This window comes from Marinobacter sp. W-8 (assembly GCF_044342215.1).
In the GTDB taxonomy this organism is placed as follows: domain Bacteria; phylum Pseudomonadota; class Gammaproteobacteria; order Pseudomonadales; family Oleiphilaceae; genus Marinobacter; species Marinobacter nauticus.
In genome coordinates this window covers 257,237-279,318 of the sequence record NZ_CP172297.1, presented here as the reverse complement: position 1 = coordinate 279,318, position 22,082 = coordinate 257,237, and the positions used below count along the sequence as shown (strand labels likewise).

The 22,082-nt window shown below is 58.9% G+C and carries 19 protein-coding genes; 11 read left to right on the top strand and 8 right to left on the bottom strand.

Features of this window, described 5'->3' with window-relative positions; genetic code table 11:
• Positions 1-21: 21 nt before the first annotated feature.
• From ACF8YQ_RS01190 to ACF8YQ_RS01180, 3 genes are all read left to right on the top strand, one after another.
• Positions 22-1,293, top strand: coding sequence for a sensor histidine kinase (locus tag ACF8YQ_RS01190; RefSeq protein ID WP_396622359.1), 1,272 nt, complete (start codon positions 22-24; stop codon positions 1,291-1,293).
• 2 nt (positions 1,294-1,295) lie between these two features.
• A complete protein-coding gene (locus ACF8YQ_RS01185) occupies positions 1,296-1,829 on the top strand; it encodes a response regulator transcription factor (protein WP_222180389.1) in 534 nt (177 codons plus the stop codon).
• A gap of 251 nt (positions 1,830-2,080) precedes the next feature.
• Positions 2,081-4,210 (top strand): putative bifunctional diguanylate cyclase/phosphodiesterase, encoded by a 2,130-nt coding sequence (locus tag ACF8YQ_RS01180; RefSeq protein WP_396622358.1) that lies wholly within the window; start codon positions 2,081-2,083, stop codon positions 4,208-4,210.
• Positions 4,211-4,218: 8 nt separating this feature from the next.
• Here the strand turns inward: ACF8YQ_RS01180 and ACF8YQ_RS01175 are convergent, their stop codons facing one another.
• From ACF8YQ_RS01175 to ACF8YQ_RS01140, 8 genes are all read right to left on the bottom strand, one after another.
• On the bottom strand, positions 4,219-4,878 hold the full coding sequence (locus tag ACF8YQ_RS01175; protein WP_222562756.1) for an energy-coupling factor ABC transporter permease: 660 nt from the start codon (positions 4,876-4,878) through the stop codon (positions 4,219-4,221).
• Between the two features lie 88 nt (positions 4,879-4,966).
• Complete coding sequence (locus ACF8YQ_RS01170; RefSeq protein ID WP_396622357.1) at positions 4,967-6,691, bottom strand: SulP family inorganic anion transporter; 1,725 nt, start codon at positions 6,689-6,691, stop codon at positions 4,967-4,969.
• Positions 6,692-6,698: 7 nt separating this feature from the next.
• Positions 6,699-7,565 (bottom strand): MBL fold metallo-hydrolase, encoded by an 867-nt coding sequence (locus ACF8YQ_RS01165; RefSeq protein WP_224851616.1) that lies wholly within the window; start codon positions 7,563-7,565, stop codon positions 6,699-6,701.
• Positions 7,566-7,647: 82 nt separating this feature from the next.
• Complete coding sequence (locus ACF8YQ_RS01160) at positions 7,648-9,162, bottom strand: diguanylate cyclase (RefSeq protein WP_226597462.1); 1,515 nt, start codon at positions 9,160-9,162, stop codon at positions 7,648-7,650.
• Positions 9,163-9,242: 80 nt separating this feature from the next.
• The gene (locus ACF8YQ_RS01155; protein WP_396622356.1) at positions 9,243-9,863 is read right to left on the bottom strand and encodes a tetratricopeptide repeat protein; all 621 of its coding nucleotides are present in this window, start codon (positions 9,861-9,863) and stop codon (positions 9,243-9,245) included.
• On the bottom strand, positions 9,860-10,642 hold the full coding sequence (locus tag ACF8YQ_RS01150; protein WP_396622355.1) for an SDR family oxidoreductase: 783 nt from the start codon (positions 10,640-10,642) through the stop codon (positions 9,860-9,862). Before ACF8YQ_RS01150 ends, ACF8YQ_RS01155 begins: the two co-directional genes overlap by 4 nt.
• Entirely contained in the window at positions 10,629-12,821 is a 2,193-nt protein-coding gene (locus ACF8YQ_RS01145; RefSeq protein WP_396622354.1) for an AMP-binding protein, read from the bottom strand. The genes ACF8YQ_RS01150 and ACF8YQ_RS01145 overlap by 14 nt, the downstream gene beginning before the upstream one ends.
• On the bottom strand, positions 12,805-13,515 hold the full coding sequence (locus ACF8YQ_RS01140; RefSeq protein ID WP_396622353.1) for a thermostable hemolysin: 711 nt from the start codon (positions 13,513-13,515) through the stop codon (positions 12,805-12,807). The genes ACF8YQ_RS01145 and ACF8YQ_RS01140 overlap by 17 nt, the downstream gene beginning before the upstream one ends.
• Before the next feature lie 226 nt (positions 13,516-13,741).
• Here ACF8YQ_RS01140 and ACF8YQ_RS01135 point away from each other — a divergent pair, with 226 nt between their 5' ends.
• The 8 genes from ACF8YQ_RS01135 (at position 13,742) to ACF8YQ_RS01100 (ending at position 22,060) form a co-directional block, all read left to right on the top strand.
• Positions 13,742-14,149 carry a GtrA family protein gene (locus tag ACF8YQ_RS01135; protein WP_011783843.1) on the top strand — a complete coding sequence of 136 codons (408 nt, stop codon included), beginning with the start codon at positions 13,742-13,744 and terminating at the stop codon, positions 14,147-14,149.
• A 4-nt stretch (positions 14,150-14,153) separates the two neighbouring features.
• Entirely contained in the window at positions 14,154-15,128 is a 975-nt protein-coding gene (locus ACF8YQ_RS01130) for a glycosyltransferase family 2 protein (RefSeq protein WP_022990574.1), read from the top strand.
• Positions 15,112-16,659 carry a glycosyltransferase family 39 protein gene (locus ACF8YQ_RS01125; RefSeq protein WP_114434339.1) on the top strand — a complete coding sequence of 516 codons (1,548 nt, stop codon included), beginning with the start codon at positions 15,112-15,114 and terminating at the stop codon, positions 16,657-16,659. Before ACF8YQ_RS01130 ends, ACF8YQ_RS01125 begins: the two co-directional genes overlap by 17 nt.
• Positions 16,660-16,684: 25 nt before the next feature.
• On the top strand, positions 16,685-17,368 hold the full coding sequence (locus ACF8YQ_RS01120; RefSeq protein ID WP_011783840.1) for a response regulator transcription factor: 684 nt from the start codon (positions 16,685-16,687) through the stop codon (positions 17,366-17,368).
• On the top strand, positions 17,365-18,777 hold the full coding sequence (locus ACF8YQ_RS01115) for an ATP-binding protein (protein ID WP_396622352.1): 1,413 nt from the start codon (positions 17,365-17,367) through the stop codon (positions 18,775-18,777). Before ACF8YQ_RS01120 ends, ACF8YQ_RS01115 begins: the two co-directional genes overlap by 4 nt.
• Before the next feature lie 87 nt (positions 18,778-18,864).
• On the top strand, positions 18,865-19,632 hold the full coding sequence (locus ACF8YQ_RS01110) for a glycosyltransferase family 2 protein (protein WP_031211751.1): 768 nt from the start codon (positions 18,865-18,867) through the stop codon (positions 19,630-19,632).
• A gap of 1 nt (position 19,633) precedes the next feature.
• Positions 19,634-20,302, top strand: coding sequence for a TVP38/TMEM64 family protein (locus ACF8YQ_RS01105; protein WP_141066790.1), 669 nt, complete (start codon positions 19,634-19,636; stop codon positions 20,300-20,302).
• A 9-nt stretch (positions 20,303-20,311) separates the two neighbouring features.
• Positions 20,312-22,060 (top strand): glycosyltransferase family 39 protein, encoded by a 1,749-nt coding sequence (locus tag ACF8YQ_RS01100; protein WP_121208141.1) that lies wholly within the window; start codon positions 20,312-20,314, stop codon positions 22,058-22,060.
• Positions 22,061-22,082: the final 22 nt, after the last annotated feature.

Genomic DNA, 22,082 nt, shown 5'->3' with positions numbered 1-22,082 from the left:
ACACGCTGCTAGAATGCCCTCATGGAATGGCTGACACACTCACAGACCGGTTTTCGGCAGGCCGCCCGCTACCTTCTGGGCATGCGCCTGGCCATTATTGTCACCTTGCTGGTGGCGGTCGCGGTTGCCGAAACCACCATCACCCTTGCTCATCGGGCCGAGGCGCTGCTGCTGTGCCTGCTATACGGTGTACTGGCCACGCTCGGATGGTTATGGTTCAGCCGGCGCCCGCCCGCCTCGGCGGTTTTTGTCAGCCTTACCCTGGCAGCCGATCTGGTACTGATCGGGTTCTGGCTTTACCTTACCGGAGGCTACACCAACCCTCTGGTCTCGCTCCTGCTGCTGCCGATTGCGGTCGCCATTATCCTGGTGCCTGGGCGCCACAGTATCGTCCTGACAGTATCCGGTGTTCTGGTGTATACCGCCCTGGTGCTCTGGCATACGCCCGCCATTGAACATCAGCATCACGGCGGCGACCTGGCCCAGCTACATCTGGTGGGTATGTGGGTGACCTTTGCCCTGACTGCCACCATCCTGCTCCTGGTAGTGGGCACTCTGGCCCGCCAGCTCAGAGCACAGCAATCCCAGCTTGGACAGTTCCGGGAAAACCGGCTTCGCGACGAACAGATTATTTCTCTGGGCCTGTCCGCCGCGGCCGTCGCCCATCGTCTCGGAACGCCCCTGAACACCATGACGTTACTGCTGGATGAAATTCGCTCTGCCACCTCTGATCAGGGCGACAAGCATCTGGAGGATGATCTGAGCATGATGCAACAGCAGCTGGCACTGTGCAGTGGCCATCTCCAGCAGCTGACCCAGGCGGCCGTCGAAGCCCGCAACGCAAAACTGGAAAACCTGCCGGTGTCTGCCTGGCTCAAACGGCTTCGGGAGTCTGCAACCTTGCTCTGGCCCGCCGGGCCGATACGCTGGGCAGACGATTGTCCCGAGGCCATGGTTGCGGTAGATGCCACCCTCGATCAGGCGGTACTGAACCTGCTCGCCAACGCCCTGACCGCCAGCCCGCAATGGGTCGCGGTCAGTTGCCGCAGCTCAGACAATGCACGGGTGGAGATTATCGTCGAAGACCATGGCGATGGTCTGGAAAGTGCCTTTGCCGGTGCGCCGGGCGAAGACGTGGTGGATTCCCGCAATGGTCTGGGTGTAGGGCTGTTTCTGTCCAACGCCACCATACAGCGGCTAGGCGGCCACCTTCGTGCCCGGGTGAGCGACCGGGGCACCACCATGGTGATCGATCTTCCAGTGTCTGACGCACCTTCTACGGGAGTTATCTGAACATGACCGACGGCGAACGCTGGTTACTGATTGATGACGATGAAACCTTTCTTCAGGTGCTGGGCCGCTCCCTGACGCGGCAAGGCGTAGAGAGCGTCACGGCCAGTAACCGCGAGGATGCGCTACGGGCACTTGATGAGAACCGCTTTAACCGCTGCGTGCTGGACCTCAATCTGGCGGGTGAAAGCGGCCTGCAATTACTGCCAGAGCTGCTGCAACACGATGACAATCTTGAGGTACTGGTACTGACCGGCTACGGCAGTATCGCCACGGCGGTGGAGGCCATGCGCCGTGGCGCCGCAAACTATCTGTGCAAACCGGTCACCGTCAGCCAGCTGATACAGGGCTTTGAACCCCTTGAGGGCGGCCCCGCACTGCGCCAGGAACCGCCCTCGGTGGAGGAAATGGAGTGGGAACATATCCAGCGGGTGCTGAATGAACACGAGGGCAATATATCCGCAACGGCCAGGGCTCTGAACATGCACCGCCGAACTCTGCAACGAAAACTCCAGAAGCATTCCCGCTGGCGACAGTGAATCTCCTAGCTGTCCTGAAACGGTAAAAATCTCACTTCGAATTGACGATCGTCAACTTCCTGAAACCAAGGTCGAATGCCTTCCAATCCCGGATGCGGTAGCATCCCCGGCAACCTCCCTTTGCAATAAACGGATAACAGGCACACGGCAAATACGGAGGTTGCGGGTAGCCAATCATTGCTATACTCGCAAACAGTTCTCACATGGAGAGGAGGAAGCCGAAAGCCACCGATAACCGGAACACCTGATCTATGCCCAACACCCCGGATACCCCTCAGCCTGCCACGGATATCGACCCGAAACGACTGGCGCTGGTGGCCACCGCCACCCGCAACATGGCACTGATTCTGGACGCCGGTGGCTGCATCGAGTGGGTCAATCAGGCGTTTGAGAAGCACACTGGCTACTCGTTGAATTCGGTGCGCGGGAAACTGCCGAATCAGGTTCTGGCTGGCCCGGATACGGATCTGGAGACCGTCAGCCGGATACATCGCCACCTGTTCCGGGGCGAGGCGTTTGAAGAAGACATCCTGCACTACACCGCCAACGGCGAACCTTACTGGGTACACACCTACTGCACACCCGTCGATGGAGAGGACGGCATTGAACCCGGCTTTGTGGTAATCCAGACCAACATCTCCGACCGGAAAAACAGCGAACGCAGCCTGCGCATCGCTGCCAGCGTCTTTGATCGCAGCCACGAGGCGATTGTCATCACCGATCACCTCAACCACATTATCGATGTAAACCCAGCGTTTTCCCGGATTACCGGCTACAGCCGTCAGGAAGTACTCGGCCTCAACCCTTCCATTCTGAGCTCTGGCCGCCATTCCCGGGAATACTACCGCTCCATGTGGCAGTCCATCGAAAAAACCGATCACTGGCGCGGAGAGGTGTGGAATCGCCGCAAAAACGGTGAGGAATATGTGGAACTGCTATCGATCAGCCGGGTGCACCTGGAAGAACCCGGCAAACATTATTATGTGGCGGCGTTCTCCGATATCACTGCCCTGAAGAATCACGCCAAAGAGCTCGACCGGGCCGCGAATTACGACGACCTCACCGGCCTGCCCAACCGCCAGCTTCTGGAAGAGCGGTTGCGATCCGCCAGGGCGCACGCGGACCGGCAGAAACGCTCACTCGCCATCTGCTATCTTGACCTGGACGGATTCAAGGGTATCAACGATGAACTCGGCCACGATTTCGGCGACGAGGCCCTCCGCATGGTGGCGGAACGGCTCACCCGAAGTCTCCGCAGCGGAGATACCGTCGCCCGAATCGGCGGCGATGAATTTGTTCTGCTGATTCAGAGCGATCATTCCGAGCCGCTGTATCAGCGTATCCTGAGCTCGGTCAGTGAGCCTTTCGACATGGCGGGTAAAGCGGTAAATCTGACCGCCAGCCTCGGCGTCACCCTGTACCCGGAGGATGATACCGACGCCGAAGGTCTGATCCGCCATGCCGACCAGGCCATGTATGCTGCCAAAGAGAAAGGCCGCAACCAGTTTTATATTTTCGATCCAGGCCAATATGCCTTCCGCAAGGAACGTCGGAACCTGCTGATGGAGATTTCCCGGGCCCTGGAGAACGAGGAATTAGCACTCTACTTCCAGCCACAACTGCGGATGGCCGACTGTCAGGTGATTGCCTTTGAGGCCCTGATTCGCTGGAACCACCCCGAAAAAGGACTGATTACCCCCGATGCCTTTCTGCCGGCGTTGGCCAACAGTCACCTGGAGATCCCCCTGGGCCAATGGGTGCTGAAAGAAGCGATTCACCAGATGAACCGATGGCGGGAAGCCGGCGAAGCTCTGGCAGTCAGCATCAATATCAGCGCGCCCCACCTGATGGACCGGAAGTTTGCGGACTACCTGGAAGGCTATCTGCAAAGCCATCCGGAAGTGAGCCCCGGGCAAATCACTCTGGAAGTGCTGGAATCCACGGCGCTGGAAGACACCAAACGCGCCAGCAATGTGCTGGCGCGCTGCCAGTCTCTGGGTCTGCAGGTGGCGCTGGACGACTTTGGCACCGGTTTTTCCTCGTTGACCTACCTGCGCACCCTGCCCGTGGATGTCATCAAGATTGACAAGAGTTTCGTCCGCAACATGCTTACCGACGCCAATGACCGTGCCATTGTCGAAAGCGTCATTTTCCTCGCACAGCGTTTTGACCACCCCGTACTGGCCGAAGGGGTGGAAACGCTGGAGCACGCCATCGCACTGCGGGACATGGGCTGCAATCTGGTTCAGGGCTATGGCATCGCCCGGCCTATGCCGTCAGCCGAAGTACTGGGCTGGCTGGACAACTGGCGTCGGAGAAGCCACTCCAGGAGGGACATTCGTGAACTGCAGACCGTTTCCGAGCAGGGTGACGGTATCTGATAAGGGCCTTAACGGTAGCGGCTCTGGTCCAGCGTACTGAGCCGGTCCGGATGGAAAACCATCAGGCCAGTGACAAAGGTGCCGTTGATGAAGCCCTCCGGAATCATGAACAGCGGCAGATACCTCAGATACTCATGCACCAGTTCATCAAAACTGTAGGTGCCGCTGCTCCATAGCATCAGGCACATCACCATGCCTGCCGCGGCTACCGACAGACCGGCTCCGAAAAAACCACAGAAGAAGATATAAGCGAAGAAGTTACGGAAATTGCGCCGCCGTTCCCACAACATGATGCCATGGCTGACCAGTGCCGGGACCATCACCGTAATCAGACCGTTGGCGGCAAACATCAGTAACGGCTCTCGCCCGGTGATGACGGTGATCACCAGGGCCAGCAGACCCGCCAGCACGGCCAGAGCCCAACCCAGCATCAGGGTAATCACCGTGATGCCAAAGATGTGAATCGCCAATCCTGGTGAAATACCTGCCCGCAACTGCCAGACAAAACCCAGAATCACCGCAGCGCCAAAAAACGAATGCTGCAGAGCGTTATCCCTGCGCAAGGCGGACCAGTCGACAGAACGCACCGCGTTTAACAGGATCACCGCAAACAACACGGCGGTGATCAGCCATTGACTGGTGGAGAGCAGGTTGTCGGTCATTCCCATGGCGATTTACCGGTGCGGGTGCGATTGGAAATACGGGGCAGTGTCTACACATACCCCATACACCGTCAATGGGATCACACCGTTCAGGTCAAGCCGCCAACGCCGCCCGGTTCGTGAGCGCCTGCCAGGCTTCATAAGTGCTCAGGAAGATGCGTCCGCCCAGGTGTTCCAGCAACTCCGTGCCTTTGAGCCGGTCCATGACCGGGCCCTTGATTTCCGAGAAATGCAGACGCACCCCGGCGTCGCGCAGCCGTTCGTTAATCGCTTCCAGGCTTTCCAGGGCTGAGGCGTCAATAAGGTTCACCGCCGGACACACCAGCACCAGATCGGTCAGCTCCGGCTCCCGGGTAACCAGATCCATCACGGTTTCTTCAAGGAAACGGGCATTGGCGAAATACAGGCTTTCATCCACCCGCAGGAAGGTAACTTTGGGACAGAGTTCCACCTCATGGCGCAGCACGTTGCGGAAATGCTCGGTGCCCGGCACCCGGCCCACCACGGCGCTGTGGGGGCGACTGGTGCGGTACAGGAACAGGCCAATCGATAACGCCACCCCGGCAATGATACCGGCTTCGACACTGTGACCAAGGGTAAGCAGGATGGTCGCCAGCATGGCCCCGAAATCGGTACGGGAATATCGGAAAGTGCGGCCCAGTGCAGGCAGATCAATCAGGGTGATCACCGCCACAATAATGGTCGCCGCCAGCGTCGCCTGGGGCAGCCAGGCTATGGCCGGAGTGAGGAACAGAGTGGCCAGGGCGATGCCCACCGCCGTGTAAGCGCCAGCCGCCGGCGTTTCTGCGCCAGCATCAAAGTTCACCACCGAACGGGAAAAGCCACCGGTAACCGGCATACCGCCCGACAGGCCGGACCCCAGGTTCGCAGTACCCAGACCAATCAGCTCCTGGTCCGGGTCAATGCGCTGGCGCCGTTTGGCCGCCAGGGTCTGACCCACGGAAACCGATTCCACGAAACCCACCACACTGATCAGCAAGGCGCTGACCGCCAGTTGGGACCACAAGCCAATATCCAGACTGGGCATGGTGAAGGTAGGCAATCCTGACGGTACCTCACCGACCAGTCGCACCCCCTGCTCATCCAGCCGCAATACCCAGGCAACGAGAGTCGTGATCAGCACCGCCAGAATGGGCGCGGTCTTGGTCAGGATGTCGGCCACCCGGGGCGCCAGGCCAAATCGATGCAGTACCGGTTTCAGGTACCGGCGAGACCACAGCAGAAACAGCAGGGCACCGACCCCGATCAACAGCGTGGGCAAGTTGGTATTGCCCAGCGAAACCAGTAACGAATGACCAATCTCCAACAGGTTGTGGCCATTGGCCTGGATACCGAACAGGTGCTTGAGCTGGCTGGCGGCAATGACAATGCCCGAGGCGGTAATAAACCCGGATATCACCGGATGGCTCAGGAAATTGGCCAGGAATCCCAGCCTCAGCACCCCCATCAGGGTCAGCATCAGGCCAGACATCACCGCCAGCAAAATAGCTCCAGCCAGATACTCAGCAGTGCCCGCCTCGGCCAGTGGCGCCAGAGCAGCCGCCGTCATCAGCGAGGCCACCGCCACCGGGCCAACAGAGAGGGTGCGACTGGTTCCGAATACCGCATAGACCACCAGTGGCAGGATACTGGCGTACAACCCGACCTGCGCCGGGAGGCCTGCCAGCAGAGCGTACGCCAGGGACTGCGGAATGAGCATAACGGTGACAATAACCGCAGCCACCAGATCACTGGTGGCCTGGTCACGACCGTAGGATGGCACCCATTGCAGAATGGGCAGATAGCGTTTCAGATTCATGCGCGGCTCAGAACAGGTTGACCGGTACCTTCAGGTACACCTGGCCGTTGTCTTCTGCAGACGGCATATGGCCCGCCCGCATATTCACCTGCACCGACGGCAGGATCAGCCTCGGCATATCCAGCGTTGCATCCCGCTCGGTGCGCATCTTCACAAACTCCTCTTCCGACACACCATCGTGCACGTGCACATTGGCCCGGCGCTGCTCGGCCACGGTGGTCATGTGCTGGTATTCATCACGGTCAGGAGCCTTGTAATCATGGCACAGGAAGATGCGAGTCTCCGGCGGCAACGCCAGAACTTTCTGGATGGACTGATACAGAACCCGGGCATCTCCGCCCGGGAAATCACAGCGGGCCGTGCCGTAATCCGGCATAAACAGGGTATCGCCCACAAATGCGGCGTCGCCAATCACATAGGTGAGGCAGGCCGGTGTATGGCCGGGCGTATGTAGCACACTGCCTTCGAGGCTGCCGATCGCAAAGGTGTCGCCTTCCTCAAAGAGCCGGTCAAACTGACTGCCATCGCGGGCAAACTCGGTACCGGCGTTAAAGGCCTTGCCGAAAATTTCCTGTACCTGAATGATTTTTGCCCCGATACCGGTTTTGCCTCCGAGCTTGTCATGCAGGTAGGGAGCTGCTGACAGGTGATCCGCATGTACGTGAGTTTCCAGAATCCATTCCACGGTCAGATCGTTCGCCTGGATGTACTGAATAATCTCGTCGGCCGAGCGCACATCGGTGCGGCCAGCGGCATAATCGAAATCCAGCACCGAATCCAGAATCGCACAAGCCCGGCTGCCGGGATCGCGCACGACATAACTGAAGGTGTTAGTGGGTTCGTCGAAAAAATGCTGAACGATGGGCTGAGTCATGGTGTTCACCTTTGAAGTCGCCAGTTCTTTAATTTGATCTAAGGATATACTGAAACGATATATAAGGTGAAATGCTGTTTTCTTATATGCGCGATAATCCCGATGCATCAACCAGGCAATCCCGGCCCCCATCCTTGGCCTGGTACAGCCTATCATCTGCCCTGGCAATCATTGCCTCCGGGGTGGCCGGCTCGTCTGTCAGCTCCGACACGCACACCGCCCCGGCACTGACCGTAACGGTTAATGTCTTGCCGTCGACCAACCATTCCTCCTCCCTTACTGCTTCCATGATTCGCATCACCAGGGTTTGCACATCCCTCTCGGTTACCCCGGTAAAAACCACCAGAAATTCCTCACCCCCGAAGCGGGACACCACATCGGTGGTTCTGGTATGGGCGAGCAGGAGGTCGGTAAATCGCATCAGTACCTGATCACCTGCCAGGTGGCCCAGGTTGTCGTTTATCCGTTTGAAGTGATCAATATCGAACATGGCCAGGCAGAAACGGTCGCCATGGCGATTGCTGGCAGCAAGGATCTCGTCCAGCCGGGGCATCAGGTAACGACGGTTATGCAGTCCAGTCAGGGGATCACGAATCGACTGGTTAAGCAGGTCCTCTTCCAGCCGGTTGCGTTCCAACGCACCGGACAACAGACCAGAGACAATAATCAACAGATCCGCCATATCCCGCCGCCAACTCCGCCGGGATAACGAATCCACACCAAAGAAGCCCATCACCTGGCCGCGGATCCGGACAGGGACGCAGAACATGGAACTGACTCCCTGCTGCTCCAGCAATGCCCGCTCATTTTCGGCCTCAGGCGGCAAATCCGCAGTGTCCTCAATGAACACCACCTGGCTCTGGCTCTCCATCAGGCGAATCTGTTGCTGCCACCAGCGGAAATCGTCAATCGGCACCGCCTGCTGATCCGCCATCAACGATGGCACACCCGGAGCACACCATTCGTGGGTATTGGTCATGGTGGCAAGGTCCGGCGAAAAGGCATAGACGTAGGCGCGATCAACGCTGAAGAAGGCGCCGATGGATCTGAGCAACTCATCAATGCAGTCGTCAATGGAGCCAAATCCGAGATGAATGAACTCACTGGAAAGCCGGGCAATCAGCTTCTGGAAACCGGCCTGGAACGAGAATTCCGCTTCGCTATCCCGAAGATGGTGCTCCAGCTCCTTGTAGTGCTGGATGTTGTGGAACTGGCCATACCATAGCGTGCTGCCGTCCGGTTGCCGCTCCGGTACGGAATGGGCTTCATACCACTGGTACTCGCCATTTTTCATCCGAAGCCGGGCCCGGTAGCACCAGGGCTCAAGCGTTTTTGCCGATTGCAGGATGGTCTCGCCCACACCGGCAGCGTCTTCGGGATGGATGACACTGAACACCGAGTCTGCACTGGTCTTCAGCCGCTCTGGCTCAACACCGAACAGGTCACGGACCTGGGAACTCACAAACGGGTAATAGTGGGATTGGTGATCAGCGCTGAGCCAGTAGGTAAACAAAACCCCTGGCACTCCAGACGCCAGTTTCTGGAAAAACGCGGCCGACAGGCCCTCTGGCTGCTGCTCCCCGGGCTGTTTTGCCATGTATGGCCTGTCTCCCCTGTACTCGTCACCCTTATCTTCAGTGAGTGTAGTCCAGCCCGACAGTCGCTGCGAACAGAACCTTACAGGCTATCCAGGCGGGCCCTTGCTTCCGCCCGACGGCCGGCATCCGCCACTTCCCGACCCGGTCTCGACGGGGCCGCTAACACTTTTTCAAGATAGACCCGGGCCCGTTGCGGCTCGTCCTGTTGTGCCAGAAAATCACCGAAGAAATAATTGGCATCGATACCGTCCGGGTTGATTGCCAGCGATTTCTGGAGGTACTTCCGGGCCATCTCATCATCCCCGAACCCCAACGGCCAGCCTGGCACCTGATAATAAAGGCTACCCAGCGAGGTATAGGCTGAGCCATCCAGCGCCTCCGGAGCGATCTTCAGGGCCGCTTCCAGGGAGGCGCGGGCCTCTTTCACCAGCCCCAGCGCACCCAGGCCGCCTTTGGCACCGGCGTAGGTGCTGAGCACAATACCCTGCCAGATCAGCGGTTCGGCACGGCCCGGATAATCAGCGACAAAGGTCTCGGCCTCTTTGGCCAGTGACTCAAATGCCTTTTCCTTATCATCGTCTGGCAACTGATACTGGATCTGCGCCCAGCGTTGCTGGATTTGGGCCAGTTCCGCCTGCATGTCCTGAGCCCAGAGGGGCATGGCCATGACCCCCGCCAACACCATTACGATCCACTTCATGACACCACTCCTGAATCCAGAAAGCGCCGGATCACCGGCAGCTGTTTTAACATCGCTTTATCCACAAGCTTCGGCAGGATGCCGTTGATCACCACAAACAGTTTTTCCGGCCAGCCGAGAAACCGCCGGCGTTCATCTTTTTCCATCGCCTGAAGAATCTGGGCTGCGACAGCTTCCGGTGCGTCCATGGCATTGCCCAGGGCACGGTTCAGCTCGTTCACCGGCGCCGGGTTCATAGCCGTGGCCGTGGCTCTGGGCGCTACGTACACCACCTGCACCGGGGTGTCCGCCAGCTCCCGGCGCAGGGCTTCGCTGAATCCGCGCAGGCCGAACTTGCTGGCGCAATAGGCGGTGTAGCCGGGAAACCCGATGCTGCCGAAGGTGGACCCCACCAACACCAGGGCGCCCACGCCCGCTTTACGGAAACGAGGCACAAAATGCCGGGCCACCAGCATGGCGGAACGCAGATTGACCATAAGCTGGGCATCCAGGTCACTGATCGCCATGGTATCCAGCGCCGCAAACCGGTTCTGGCCGGCGCAATGAATCACGCCATCAATATCGGGATACACCTCACTCAACTGTTGAAGCTGTCGATCCAGCTCCGGGCTGGCCAGCTCCAGGTGTACCGGAGAAACGCCGGCGCGCTTTTCCAGCCGCTCCGGATGCCGGGTCGCAACGATCACCCGGGCACCGCATTCCACCAACGGCCCGATCAGGGCCTGGCCAATGCCACCGGTACCACCCAGCAGCAGGAAGGTACGGTCATGCAGCCTCATGACGTTGCTCCTTGCCATGGGCCCGCAGCGGAATACTGTGAAGCATATCGCCGTAAAGGCGATACACCATGCGCGCAGCCTCGATGATGGCCTGCTGGTCCTCCGGATCGGTGATGTCGTTCATCAGGTTGCGGAAGAACTCGAAGTGGTCCTGATCCAGGGCGCCGTGAGAGTAAAGATAACTGAACGCCTGATTGGGCAGGCCCAGCTGTTTCTGGATGGCTTCACCCAGGGGCGTGGCCAGCTCAATGGAGGTGCCCTCCAGCACCTGAACCATGCCAAAAAAAGCCGCCGGGTTACCCCGCTGGATGCGGTCATACAGGTAGGCCACCATCAACTCGATGGAGGTATCGGGCTGGCCATGACGAATGGCTTCCTTGTCTTCACCGCAGGCTTCAAGGTCGTTGAGAATCCACTCGTGGTGGCCGTATTCTTCCTCGATGTATTCCACCAGTGCCTTGCGCACGAATTCCAGCCGTTCGGGCAGCCGGCCACCACAGGCCATCATCAGTGGCACGGTGTGCTTCACGTGGTGATAGGCCTGGGTCAGGAACCAGGTGTAACCCTCAAGATCAAAGCGACCCTCGCGGATAGCCTGAATCACCGGGGCTCCGGTGACATGGGCCCGGGCCTGTTCAGTTTCGGATTGCAGTCGGTCAAAAAATGCCATGCTGGAGCCTCCTGGCGTTGGCTGTCGGATAGAAGTGCCCGCAGGCACTGAGAGATTCATGAATAAGGGAAAGGATTCGGCCATGAGCCTGGGCAGGTCCGCCTGAATCTGGTGCCGCACCGGGCGACCGTTGGCCGTGATGTGACCCTCGGCCTGGGTCAGCCGTTGCCGGCGCAGGTACACAGCCTGCAGGCGGGCATAATCCGGCAAACCGGCATTCAGCAACGTCAGGGCCGCACGCACATCATCAGGGCTTCGACTATCGGTGATCACCACCAAAGCACCGGGTTGTGGCTCACCATCGCCAAATACCACGGCCTGAGTGGCCCCCAATGCCTGGACCAGTTCACTTTCCAGCCATTCCGGGCTGATGTTCCGGCCAAAGCTGGTGATCAACAGATTCTTGGCCCGGCCGTTGACGGCCAGAAAGCCCTCGGCGTCCTGGTCGCCCAGATCTCCGGTATCCAGCCAGTCATCGGCTTGCGGCTCATCACCGAGATACCCCAGATGGGTATTGCCCCGAACCAGAATCCGGTGTTCGTTATCCACCTTTACCTGCACATGCCCCAGGGGCCGGCCCACCGAGCCTTCTCGCTCGGCTCCGGGAACGTTCAGCGCCACCACCGAGCCACATTCAGACAAACCGTAGCCCTCGTACAGAGGCAACCCAATCGACCGTCCCCGGGCCAACAGGTCCGGCGATACCCGGCCGCCGCCGACCGCCAGGAAGCGAAACGAATCCGTTGTCAGCAATCCCTGCTCGCCGGCATTGACCAGCGCCATCGCCAGCTCAGGCACCAGAATCACGGAATGGGGTTGATGCCGGTTCAGGCCGGCCACCAGCTGGCCGAGATCGAGGCCACTGCTGCCGGTCATGCCCAGGGTCTGCAACGGGGCAACCGTCACCGCGGCGCCCATCAGCAGGGGCAGGTAAACCCCGGCAATGTTCTCCAGCAGGGTTGCCAGCGGCAGAATGCACAGGTGTCGCTCCAGCTCCACACCTTCCAGCCGCTGCTGCAGCGCACCGGCGGTCGCCGCCAGCTGCTGCGCCGACAGGCACACGCCCTTGGGGGTACCAGTACTGCCGGAGGTGAAGGTAATCTTGGCGGTGTGTTCCGGCATCCAGGAGGCAGCAGGGGACACCGGCAAATGTCTCAACCAGACGCCATGACCGATCATCTCCGCCTGTTCTGCTTCGCCACTGAATACCAGGGCATCCAGCCCGGCCCGCTGAATCAGGTGCTCGGTCTGGCTTCTGGAAAAAAACACCGGCACCGGTACACACACCACGTCCGCCATCAGACAAGCCAGGTCCGCAACCACCCAGGCCGGGGTGTTGTCGCCACACAGGCCGATGCGTTTCACGCCCAGGTTCCGCAACTGCTCGGCCACCAACTGCGCCGCCCGCCATAGCTGCTGATAACTGAAACTGGCGTCTGGCCCCTGCAGTGCAATGCGATCCGGATGTTGCCGGACCCGCTGAGACAGGAGATCAGGCAAGGCGGCCATAGGCACCTCCCAGATCCGCCTGCGGTTTATCCTCGGCCGCAACAACCGGCTGCACCAGCTTCAGCAAGCCGGCGGCGCGCAAGGCCGCCATACCATCAGCGACCTTGATGGTCATCACCACCGGATGATGGTCGTAATAGCGACCCCAACCAGCGCCGCCATCCGGCAATTTGGAAGGGTCGGCATCCGCCAGCACCTGCGTGGCGATGCCGAGCCGATGGAAACTGTTACGCAACTGGTCGGTACCGGTACACACCACCCAGTCATAGCCGGCAGCATCCAACCACACTGAGAGCGAGGCGAACAGATAGCGGCTGACCCCGGCTTCCACCCCGGCCAGGTGGGCAATTTCGGCAATACCGCTGCGCTTGGTTCCCGGTTCCGGCATCAGGGTTTGCACCGGAACCGACAGGTAATCCTCCAGAAAAAGCCGTTCCTGTTCCGCATTGCGCACGCCAACGGCGGCCAGCAGCGTTCCCTGAGCGGTTGTCAGGGCCAGAAGCCGTGGAATACGCAGGGAAGGCTCGGCCCCGTACGCGTGGAGGAAGCGGCGCCGAATGAAATCCGACACCGTGTGGGCCAATGGCGTGTTGGACTGGATTTCGCAAAACCACCGGCCAGCACAACGGACGGCCGGAACCAACTCCCCGGAATCCGGAGGACAACAGGTCGACATTGTTAACGGATCAGTCATGGCTGCCTTCTCTCTACTTGCTTTTCCTGGCCCTGACGGACGCAGGGTCATGGCTGACAGATTAGAAAGGCTGGCTTAAACCAGTCTTAAGACGGCACCACAGAAACCTTAAGAGCGCCTTAAGGTTTCTGTGCCTGCACGGTTAAGGCTCACTTAAGAAAGGAGGGGTAGATTGCGGCCAACCTCGGGGCTATCCCGAAAACAATCGACACAGACGCAAACACCTATGCCCAAAGCTCGCCATTTTTTTCAACGCCGACTTGCCCGTTTCCTTGCAGCCGGCGGACTGGCCACGCTGTTGCATTGGCTGATGATGGGCCTGCTGGTTCAGGCCGGGCTTGACCCCAGGCTCGCAACAGCAACCGGAGCCACGGCCGGACTGGTTTTCAACTACGTGGCCCAGCATCAGTACGCGTTTGCCTCGAACCTGCCGCACCGAGTCGCGATGCCGCGATACCTGGCGGCAGCCAGTCTGGGCTGGACCCTGAACCTTTTCAGCTTCTCCGTTCTCAGCCTGGCTGGCCTCAAAGTCCTGTCAGCACAGTTCCTGGCCACGGCACTCGTCACGGTTGCCAATTACTTCTTTGCCAAGAGGTTTGTTTTCCATGAAAAAACAACGCTCAAGCTCCCCTGAACCTATGCTGAGCATAGTTATTCCGGTCCACAACGAGGCTGAAGTGCTCCCGGCCCTGCTGGCTCGACTCTGGACAACCGGGCAAAAGCTCGACGGCAGCTTTGAGCTGCTGTTTGTCGACGACGGCAGTCGGGATGATTCGGTCGCCATTCTGATGGCCGCCAGGCAACGGCAGCCAGAAATCCGTGTCTTGCAGTTGTCCCGAAACTTCGGCAAGGAGGCGGCAGTCTCGGCCGGCCTGGAGCACGCCCGCGGCGAGGCCGTGGTGCTTATGGATGCAGACCTTCAGGATCCCCCCGAACTGATTCCCGACATGCTTGCCGAATGGCGCAAAGGGGCCGATGTCGTGCTGATGAAACGCCGATCCCGGGCCGGCGAAAGCTGGCTTAAACGCATCACGGCCAGCCTTTTCTATCGTCTGATCAATCGGATCAGCGATTCTCCGATTCCGGTCGATACCGGCGACTTCCGGCTGATGAGCCGGCGCACGGTCGAGGCCCTGAACCGGCTTCCGGAACGCAACCGTTACCTCAAGGGCATGTTTGCCTGGGTCGGTATGCCCACCGTAACCCTGGAATTCGATCGCGACCCCCGAATCGCAGGCAGCACCAAGTGGAACTACCTGAAACTCGTACACCTGGCCATGGAGGGCATCACCTCATTCTCGACCCGACCACTGCGACTGGCCCTTGTGCTGGGCTTACTGGCCGCGGGGGCAGGCGGCACCGTTGGCCTCTGGGAGGTAATCCGGGCGCTGGCCTTCGGCATTTCAACACCGGGCTATGCCTCCCTGATTGCCATGATCACCTTCCTGTCCGGCGTCCAGCTTCTGTGTGTCGGCTTGTTGGGGGAATACATCGGGCGCATCTATATGGAAACCAAGCAACGCCCGGTCTTTATCGTGGCGGAAGATAGTCAGGAGACCATGACTTACATACAACCCATGCTGCGAGTGGCCGGCCATGACCAGAATCAGTAACACCTTGCTGTGGCTGCTGGTCTCGGTGCTTGCTGCCAGGCTCGGCCTGTCTGCCTTGTTGCCGTTCGCGGACACAACCGAGCCCCGCTACGCAGAGATGGCGCGGATCATGGCGGAAACCGGCGACTGGATAACCCCCTGGTTCGATATTGGTGTGCCTTTCTGGGGCAAGCCGCCCCTGTCGTTCTGGACTCAGGCACTGTCGTTCAAGCTGTTCGGCGTCAGCGAATTCGCCGGCCGACTGCCCTCCTGGCTGGCCAATGTCGGCATCGTCTGGCTGGTCTACAACCTGCGTCGCTACCTGCACCCCGACCCGCTCGGCCACGGAGCCAAAACTCAAGGGCTCTGGGCTGCGTTAATCTACGCCACTACGGCATTGGGCTTTCTGTCTGCCGGCACGGTAATGACGGATTCATTCCTGGCCCTTGGCACCAGCCTGACACTGGTGAGCCTGATCATTCGCCTGCAGGGGGGGCCGCCGCTCTGGGGCTGGCTGTTCTTCATCGGCCTGGCTACTGGCCTGCTGGCCAAGGGACCACTGGTTCTGGTGCTTGCTGGCCTGCCGGTGTTCCTCTGGGCGCTCACCTTCAACCGTTGGCAGACCCTCTGGCACAGTTTGCCCTGGGTGCGCGGGCTGGCCCTGACCCTGTTGATGTCAGCGCCCTGGTATGTCCTGGCAGAGCTGAAGACACCGGGTTTCCTGGATTACTTCATTGTCGGTGAGCACATCAAGCGCTTTGTCGTCAGCGGCTGGCAGGGTGACCTTTACGGCAGTGCCCACGATTTCCCCCGGGGAACGATCTGGCTCTATCTTGTGCTTGCCAGCATGCCCTGGGGGCTTGTCGCGGTGGCTGGCGTGCTTCGCAACCACTGGTGCGGCGCCTTCCAGCTGCAGCAATGGCATACTGGCGAACAACATGTCAGCGCGCTGGTACTCCTGGCCGCGGTGACACCGGCCGTGTTCTTTACCCTGGCCGGTAACATACTCTGGACCTATGTGCTGCCTGGTCTGCCATTTGTTGCCGCGCTCAGCTCCGGGCTACTGATGCCAGACATCGGCCGACGCTTGAAGCGTTCCTCAGTGGCCGCCACCCTTTTCATCCCCGTGCTTGGCTCACTTGCCAGCGGCTGGGTGAGCCTTCATCCGGAGCTGCTGAGAACGGAACGGGAGCTGGTGATGACCGCCAGTCATCTGTCTGACAAGCCCTCTGCAAGGCTTGTTTATACCGGCGAACCTCCGTTTTCTGCCCGGTTTTACAGCGCGGGTAGAGTTGATGGCATCGAGGTGGAAGCCCTCAGGCGCGAACTCGCTGATGGAAATCGAACGTTGCCCATCGCTGTAGCGGTGGATAAAGATCAGCGGGACTTGCTCGACCAACTGGAGCAGATAGCCGATCCGGTCGATCAAAACCGGCGTTACATTCTGTTTCTGCTGGAACCGGTAACCAAGAGTGCAGCGTTGAGCAATGATTCCGGCCGCACTCCGCCAGCTTTCAATTACACTGAAGAGCACAAACAACCTTTGAGTTGAACACCAAACGGATGGCTGTAACAGAATGCGCATACTTCTGACCGAAGATGACCACCCCCTGGCCAACACCATGTTGAGCATGCTCCGGGACGACCAGAATACCGTAGATTGGGTCGATGATGGCCAACAGGCTCTGAACGCCTTACTGAACGAGAGCTTTGACCTGGCCATTCTTGACTTGACGTTACCCCGTGTCGATGGCCTGGACATTGTCCGCCAGGTGAGGGAGCAGGGCGTAGAGTTGCCCATCATCATCCTGACTGCGCGGAGCGAACTGACCGAAAAACTACAGGGACTGGATGCAGGGGCAGACGATTACCTGACCAAGCCCTTTGCCATGTCAGAACTGAAAGCCCGGATAAGGGCGGTTACTCGCCGCCGCTCAGGCACACGAGTCTCAGGACTCAAGGTGGGGCGACTCGTGCTTGATCCGGACTCTGCGCAATTGCAGGTAGGCACAGAGACGTTCGTGCTACCCCGTAGCGAACTGCAGATCCTTCACTATCTGATGCGGCACCCTGATCAGGTGGCAACCAGACGACGTTTGGAGGAACAACTTTACGGCTGGGATCAGGGTGCCGAGAGCAACGCCCTGGAAGTTCACGTTCACCATCTGCGCCGGCGGCTGGGTAAGCAGGCCATTCGCACTGTGCGCGGCGTTGGCTACATGCTGGACAGCAAAGCAGCCTCGGAAGGCCAAGAAATATGAGCCTGACACGGAAGCTGATTCTGCTAATTACCAGCACTGTTTTTATGATCACTCTGATCACGGCAGGCTGGGGGTTCTATGTCAGCAATCACCAGTTGGACGAACTGTTCGATGCGGAGCTGGCACAAAGTACCCGGATTGTGCAGGGGCTGGTGGAACATCTCTCGAGCACTCAGTCTATCGAGCAGTTAGCCTTTACGCTGTCGAAAACTCTCGAATTGCCGGACGCATTATTTCAGGGCGATGAAGAAGAGGACGAAATTCTGCCCGACGGTGCCGGGCATAAATACGAACGCAAAATCGCTTTCGAAGTCTGGTCTCCTGATCAACAACCTGTGCTGGACACGCTCCGGGCTAACGATGCCCAGGGCCTTGAGCCAGGATTTGCCTGGCAGGAGGCCGCCGGCTATCAATGGCGAACGTTTACCATGCGAGATACATCGACCGGGTTCTGGATACGTACCGCCCAGCGAGAGGACGTTCGGGATGAACTGAGCCAGGAAATTGCGCTGGGCAACGTTCTGCCTTTTCTGTTGGCGTTGCCTCTACTGGCCATAGCCGTCCTGGCATCAATTCAGGTGAGCTTCAAGCCTTTGAGAAAACTCGAAAAACCGGTTCGGAACATGGCGCCTGAGAACATCCATCCCCTCGATGATCGTCAGGCTCCGAAAGAAGTAGCTGGATTGGTGCACGCAGTCAACGGCCTGTTGAGACGGCTGAATCAGGCTCTGGAACGTGAACGCCGCTTCTCCGCTGATGCGGCACATGAGCTGCGAACCCCATTGGCCGCGCTGCGCCTGAATCTGGAGAAAGTTTACGGTGACAACCCCGAACAATATGGAGACCTTATCCAGGCCGTAGACCGAATGGTTCATCTGGTCGAACAAATGCTGTTACTGAGTCGGGTGGACTCCGGCGCTCAGTTTCCACCGGAGCATCACAATCTTTCCTCCATTCTGGAACAAAGCATCGCAGATGTTGCACCGCTGGCGCTAAAGAAAAACATAGAGCCGGTGCTCCAGGACGAAACAGGTCAGTCCCTGATTAGCTGCCATAGTGCCCTGATTAACACCCTCATGCGCTCCTTGCTGGCCAACGCCATCCAATACAGTCCGCCTCATACCATAATCACCACCAATCTCGTTCCCGCAGGTGAAGGCTACGCCATTTCGGTTTGTGACCAGGGTCCTGGAATTCCCGCGGAGGAGCGTGAACGCGCACTCAGCCGGTTTGTGCGACTGGATCAACGTAAAGGAGGAGGCGCAGGGCTGGGGCTGGCGATTGCTCGGCGTATTGCCGAGCTCCATGGCGGCCATCTTATCCTGGCAGACAGGGCAGACGGTCAACCCGGGCTTTGTGTGCAAGTATGGCTGCCAGCACGATGCCCGGCGCTCACGAAACGCTCTTAAGATTCGGTTAAGCTTCAAGGCTGATAATTCTCCAAGGCATAAACCGCACGGCAACGTGGTTTGGTTAACATCTTGGAGAATATCTCAATGTCTCAGCACAGCACTCTGTCACTGGTCATTCCTGCAAAAAACGAGCAGGAAAACATCGCGAAGCTGCTGACCGAGGCCTTCAACGTTATGAGGGATTACCCGGGCTTTGAAGTCGTGCTCGTGGACGATGGCAGTTCCGACCAGACACTGGCAACAGCTCGTCGCACTGCCGAGGCTTTGGGGGGCAGGCTATTGGCGGTTCGACATGAACAGAGCATCGGACAGAGCGGGGCACTGGCGACCGGTATCCTTCGCGCCACAGGCCAACTGATTGTGACAATGGACGGAGATGGTCAAAACGACCCCGCCGATATTCCAGCACTGTTGCAACAAGCGAACAGACTCCACAATCCCGACTTTTGTATTGCCGGCTATCGCAGAAATCGGAAGGATACAGCATGGAAACGTTTCCAATCACGCCTGGCTAATCGTATTCGCAACGCCTTTCTACATGATGGAGTTCCCGATACAGGCTGTGGACTGAAGCTGTTTCCCCGATCGACCTTTCTCAAACTGCCGTGGTTCGATCACGCCCATCGGTTCATTCCCGCGCTGGTGAAAGGCGCGGGAGGCGAAATCGCCATTGTCGAGGTCAATCATCGCCCAAGAATGGCCGGGATTTCCAAATACAATGCCTGGAACCGTGCATGGGCCGGAATCGTCGATATGATCGGCGTTATGTGGTTACTTCACCGCACACGAGTTCCTCAAATTGCAAACCTAGAGGATCCGAACAACAGTCGACCGGCAACGGAACGGGCTTGATATGGCTTCGGGACTGCGCTGGCTATCTTTCGCCATCCTGGTATTAACAGGCTATCTGACCATGAGCGGGGACTGGTTCGGTTTTCTGACCGATCAGGAGCGCGTGGCAGATTTCCTGAACAGTAATGGGCTGGCAGGACTTTCAGCCATTACGCTGCTCGGTGCACTTTTCACTGGATTCGGAGCCCCCAGACAGGTCCTCGCTTTCGTTCTGGGATTTGCCGCAGGCAGCATTCAGGGTGCGATCCTATCGACTATCGCTACAGCCATTGGCGCGACAGGCTGCTTTTTTGTCGCACGCTGGCTTTTGCGAACATCACTCCTGAACCGTTTTTCAGATCGCATGCAACGTTTTGACCTGCTGTTCACGGAAGGCACTCTGCTCAAAATACTCATGATCAGGCTGTTGCCGGTAGGCAGCAATCTTGTCACCAATCTCCTCGCCGGGTGTTCCGGGATACGATTCGTCCCATTTTTGTTGGGCAGCGTTCTTGGCTACCTGCCCCAGATGGTGATCTTTGCAATGGCCGGCGCAGGGATTGGCCAGGCCCGTCTCGATCAGCTTGTGGTAAGCGCGGTTCTGTTCGCGCTGGCAAGTGCCATTGGCGCTTACCTGTATCACAACCAGCGCAATCAGACCCTTGCTGATTCCGTATCTGACCCCTCCTGAGTTGCGATTATGACACTCGACTTCCGTCTTCGGCGTTTACCCGACACCTTATTCAATCTGCCGTACAACCGATTGTTACTGGTGGTACTGGCCTTCGCGGCACTCATGATTCTGACCGGCATCGGGTTACGCTCTCCGTGGCCCGCCGACGAACCGCGATTCGCCGAAGTGGCCCGGGAAATGGTGACCTCCGGGCAATGGCTGCTGCCGATGCGGGGCGGCGAACTCTACCCGGACAAACCACCGGTGTTCATGTGGGCCATCGCCTTTTTCTACTGGCTGACCGGCAACCTGAAAATCGCGTTTCTGCTACCGAACGCCCTGTGCAGCCTGCTAACCCTGGGCCTGGTGTTCGATCTGGGCACACGCTTGTGGAACCAACGCACCGGCGCCATTGCCGCACTGCTGCTGATGGTGGCACCCCAGTTCCTGATTCAGGCCCAGCGAGCCCAGATTGATGCCATGGTGGCCTGCTGGATCATGGTGGCCTGTTACGGTCTGATCCGGCATTTTTTCGTGCAGCCGTCCTGGCGTTGGTATTTCGTGGCCTGGGCCTTTATGGGGCTTGGCATTATTACCAAAGGGGTTGGCTTTCTGCCCGCCTTGCTGTTCATTCCGATACTGGCCCTGAAACTGCAGGACACTTCTCGGTTTCAGGGCACACTCCGCTGGCGCTGCGCCCTCGGCCCCCTGGTCATGCTGGCCGTTGTGGCAGCCTGGCTGGTGCCGATGGTGCTGGCCGTCAGTCACCTGGGCACCGACGAGGCCCTGGCCTATCGCGACAACATTCTGTTCAAACAGACCGGCGAGCGCTATGCCGATTCCTGGGGGCACATTCAGCCCTGGTATTACTACCTCGCCAGCGTGATTCCCTCGCTGTGGTTTCCGCTGCCGCTGCTATTCCTGGCACTGCTGCGGCCCATTCGTGAGATTCTCAAACACAGGCTGGACGTGGTGGTTCTGCTGGCGTGGGTCGTGTTGGTGGTGGCGTTTTTCAGCCTGAGCCCGGGCAAACGCGGAGTGTATGTGCTCCCGGCTTTGCCGGCACTGGCCCTGAGCCTGGCCCCGGCATTGAGTGGACAAAACCCGGCACGCTGGTTCGGGGCGGTCACCAGTGTTCTGCATCTGCTGCTTGGTGCAGCCTTGATCATCCTGGGCGTCCTAGCCTGGAATGACCACCCTCGTCTGGTGGAAAAGGTCGCTGACTACACTCAGGATCCGGCTCGACTGCACGAAGCCGGCACCCTGTTGTTCACCCTTGGGTTTATCTGGGTCGCAAGTCTCATGGCGTTCTGGCGCTGTCGGGCACTCGGGCGCTGGTTCATTGCCCTGATGGTGAGTTGGCTGGTGTTCACAACCTGGGGTTATCGGATTCTCGAGCCATTGCGCACACCCAGAAATGTGCTCGCCGCAGCCGAGCAGTTCGTGCCTGCCGGCGGGCAGATTGGCATGATCAATTTCCGGGAACAGTTCATTCTGTTTTCAAAGCGGGACTTTACCCATTTCAGTTACTTCAGTGACACAGAACAGGAAAGCCGCAACGCATGGCTCTGGATGCGGGAGACACCGGATAGCTATTTAATGGTGGCTGAAGACGGGGAGCTTGGCTGTTTCAATAAGCAGGGTGCCCGACCGCTGGGCACTGCTCACAGGGATACCTACGTGCTGCTGAGCGACCAGGACATGACGGACAGCTGTGAACCCCCGGACAAGGTGACACGCTTTACCACCGACAACCCCGGGGAGTGGCTGGACTGATGCTACTCTGAGAACGCCGCAA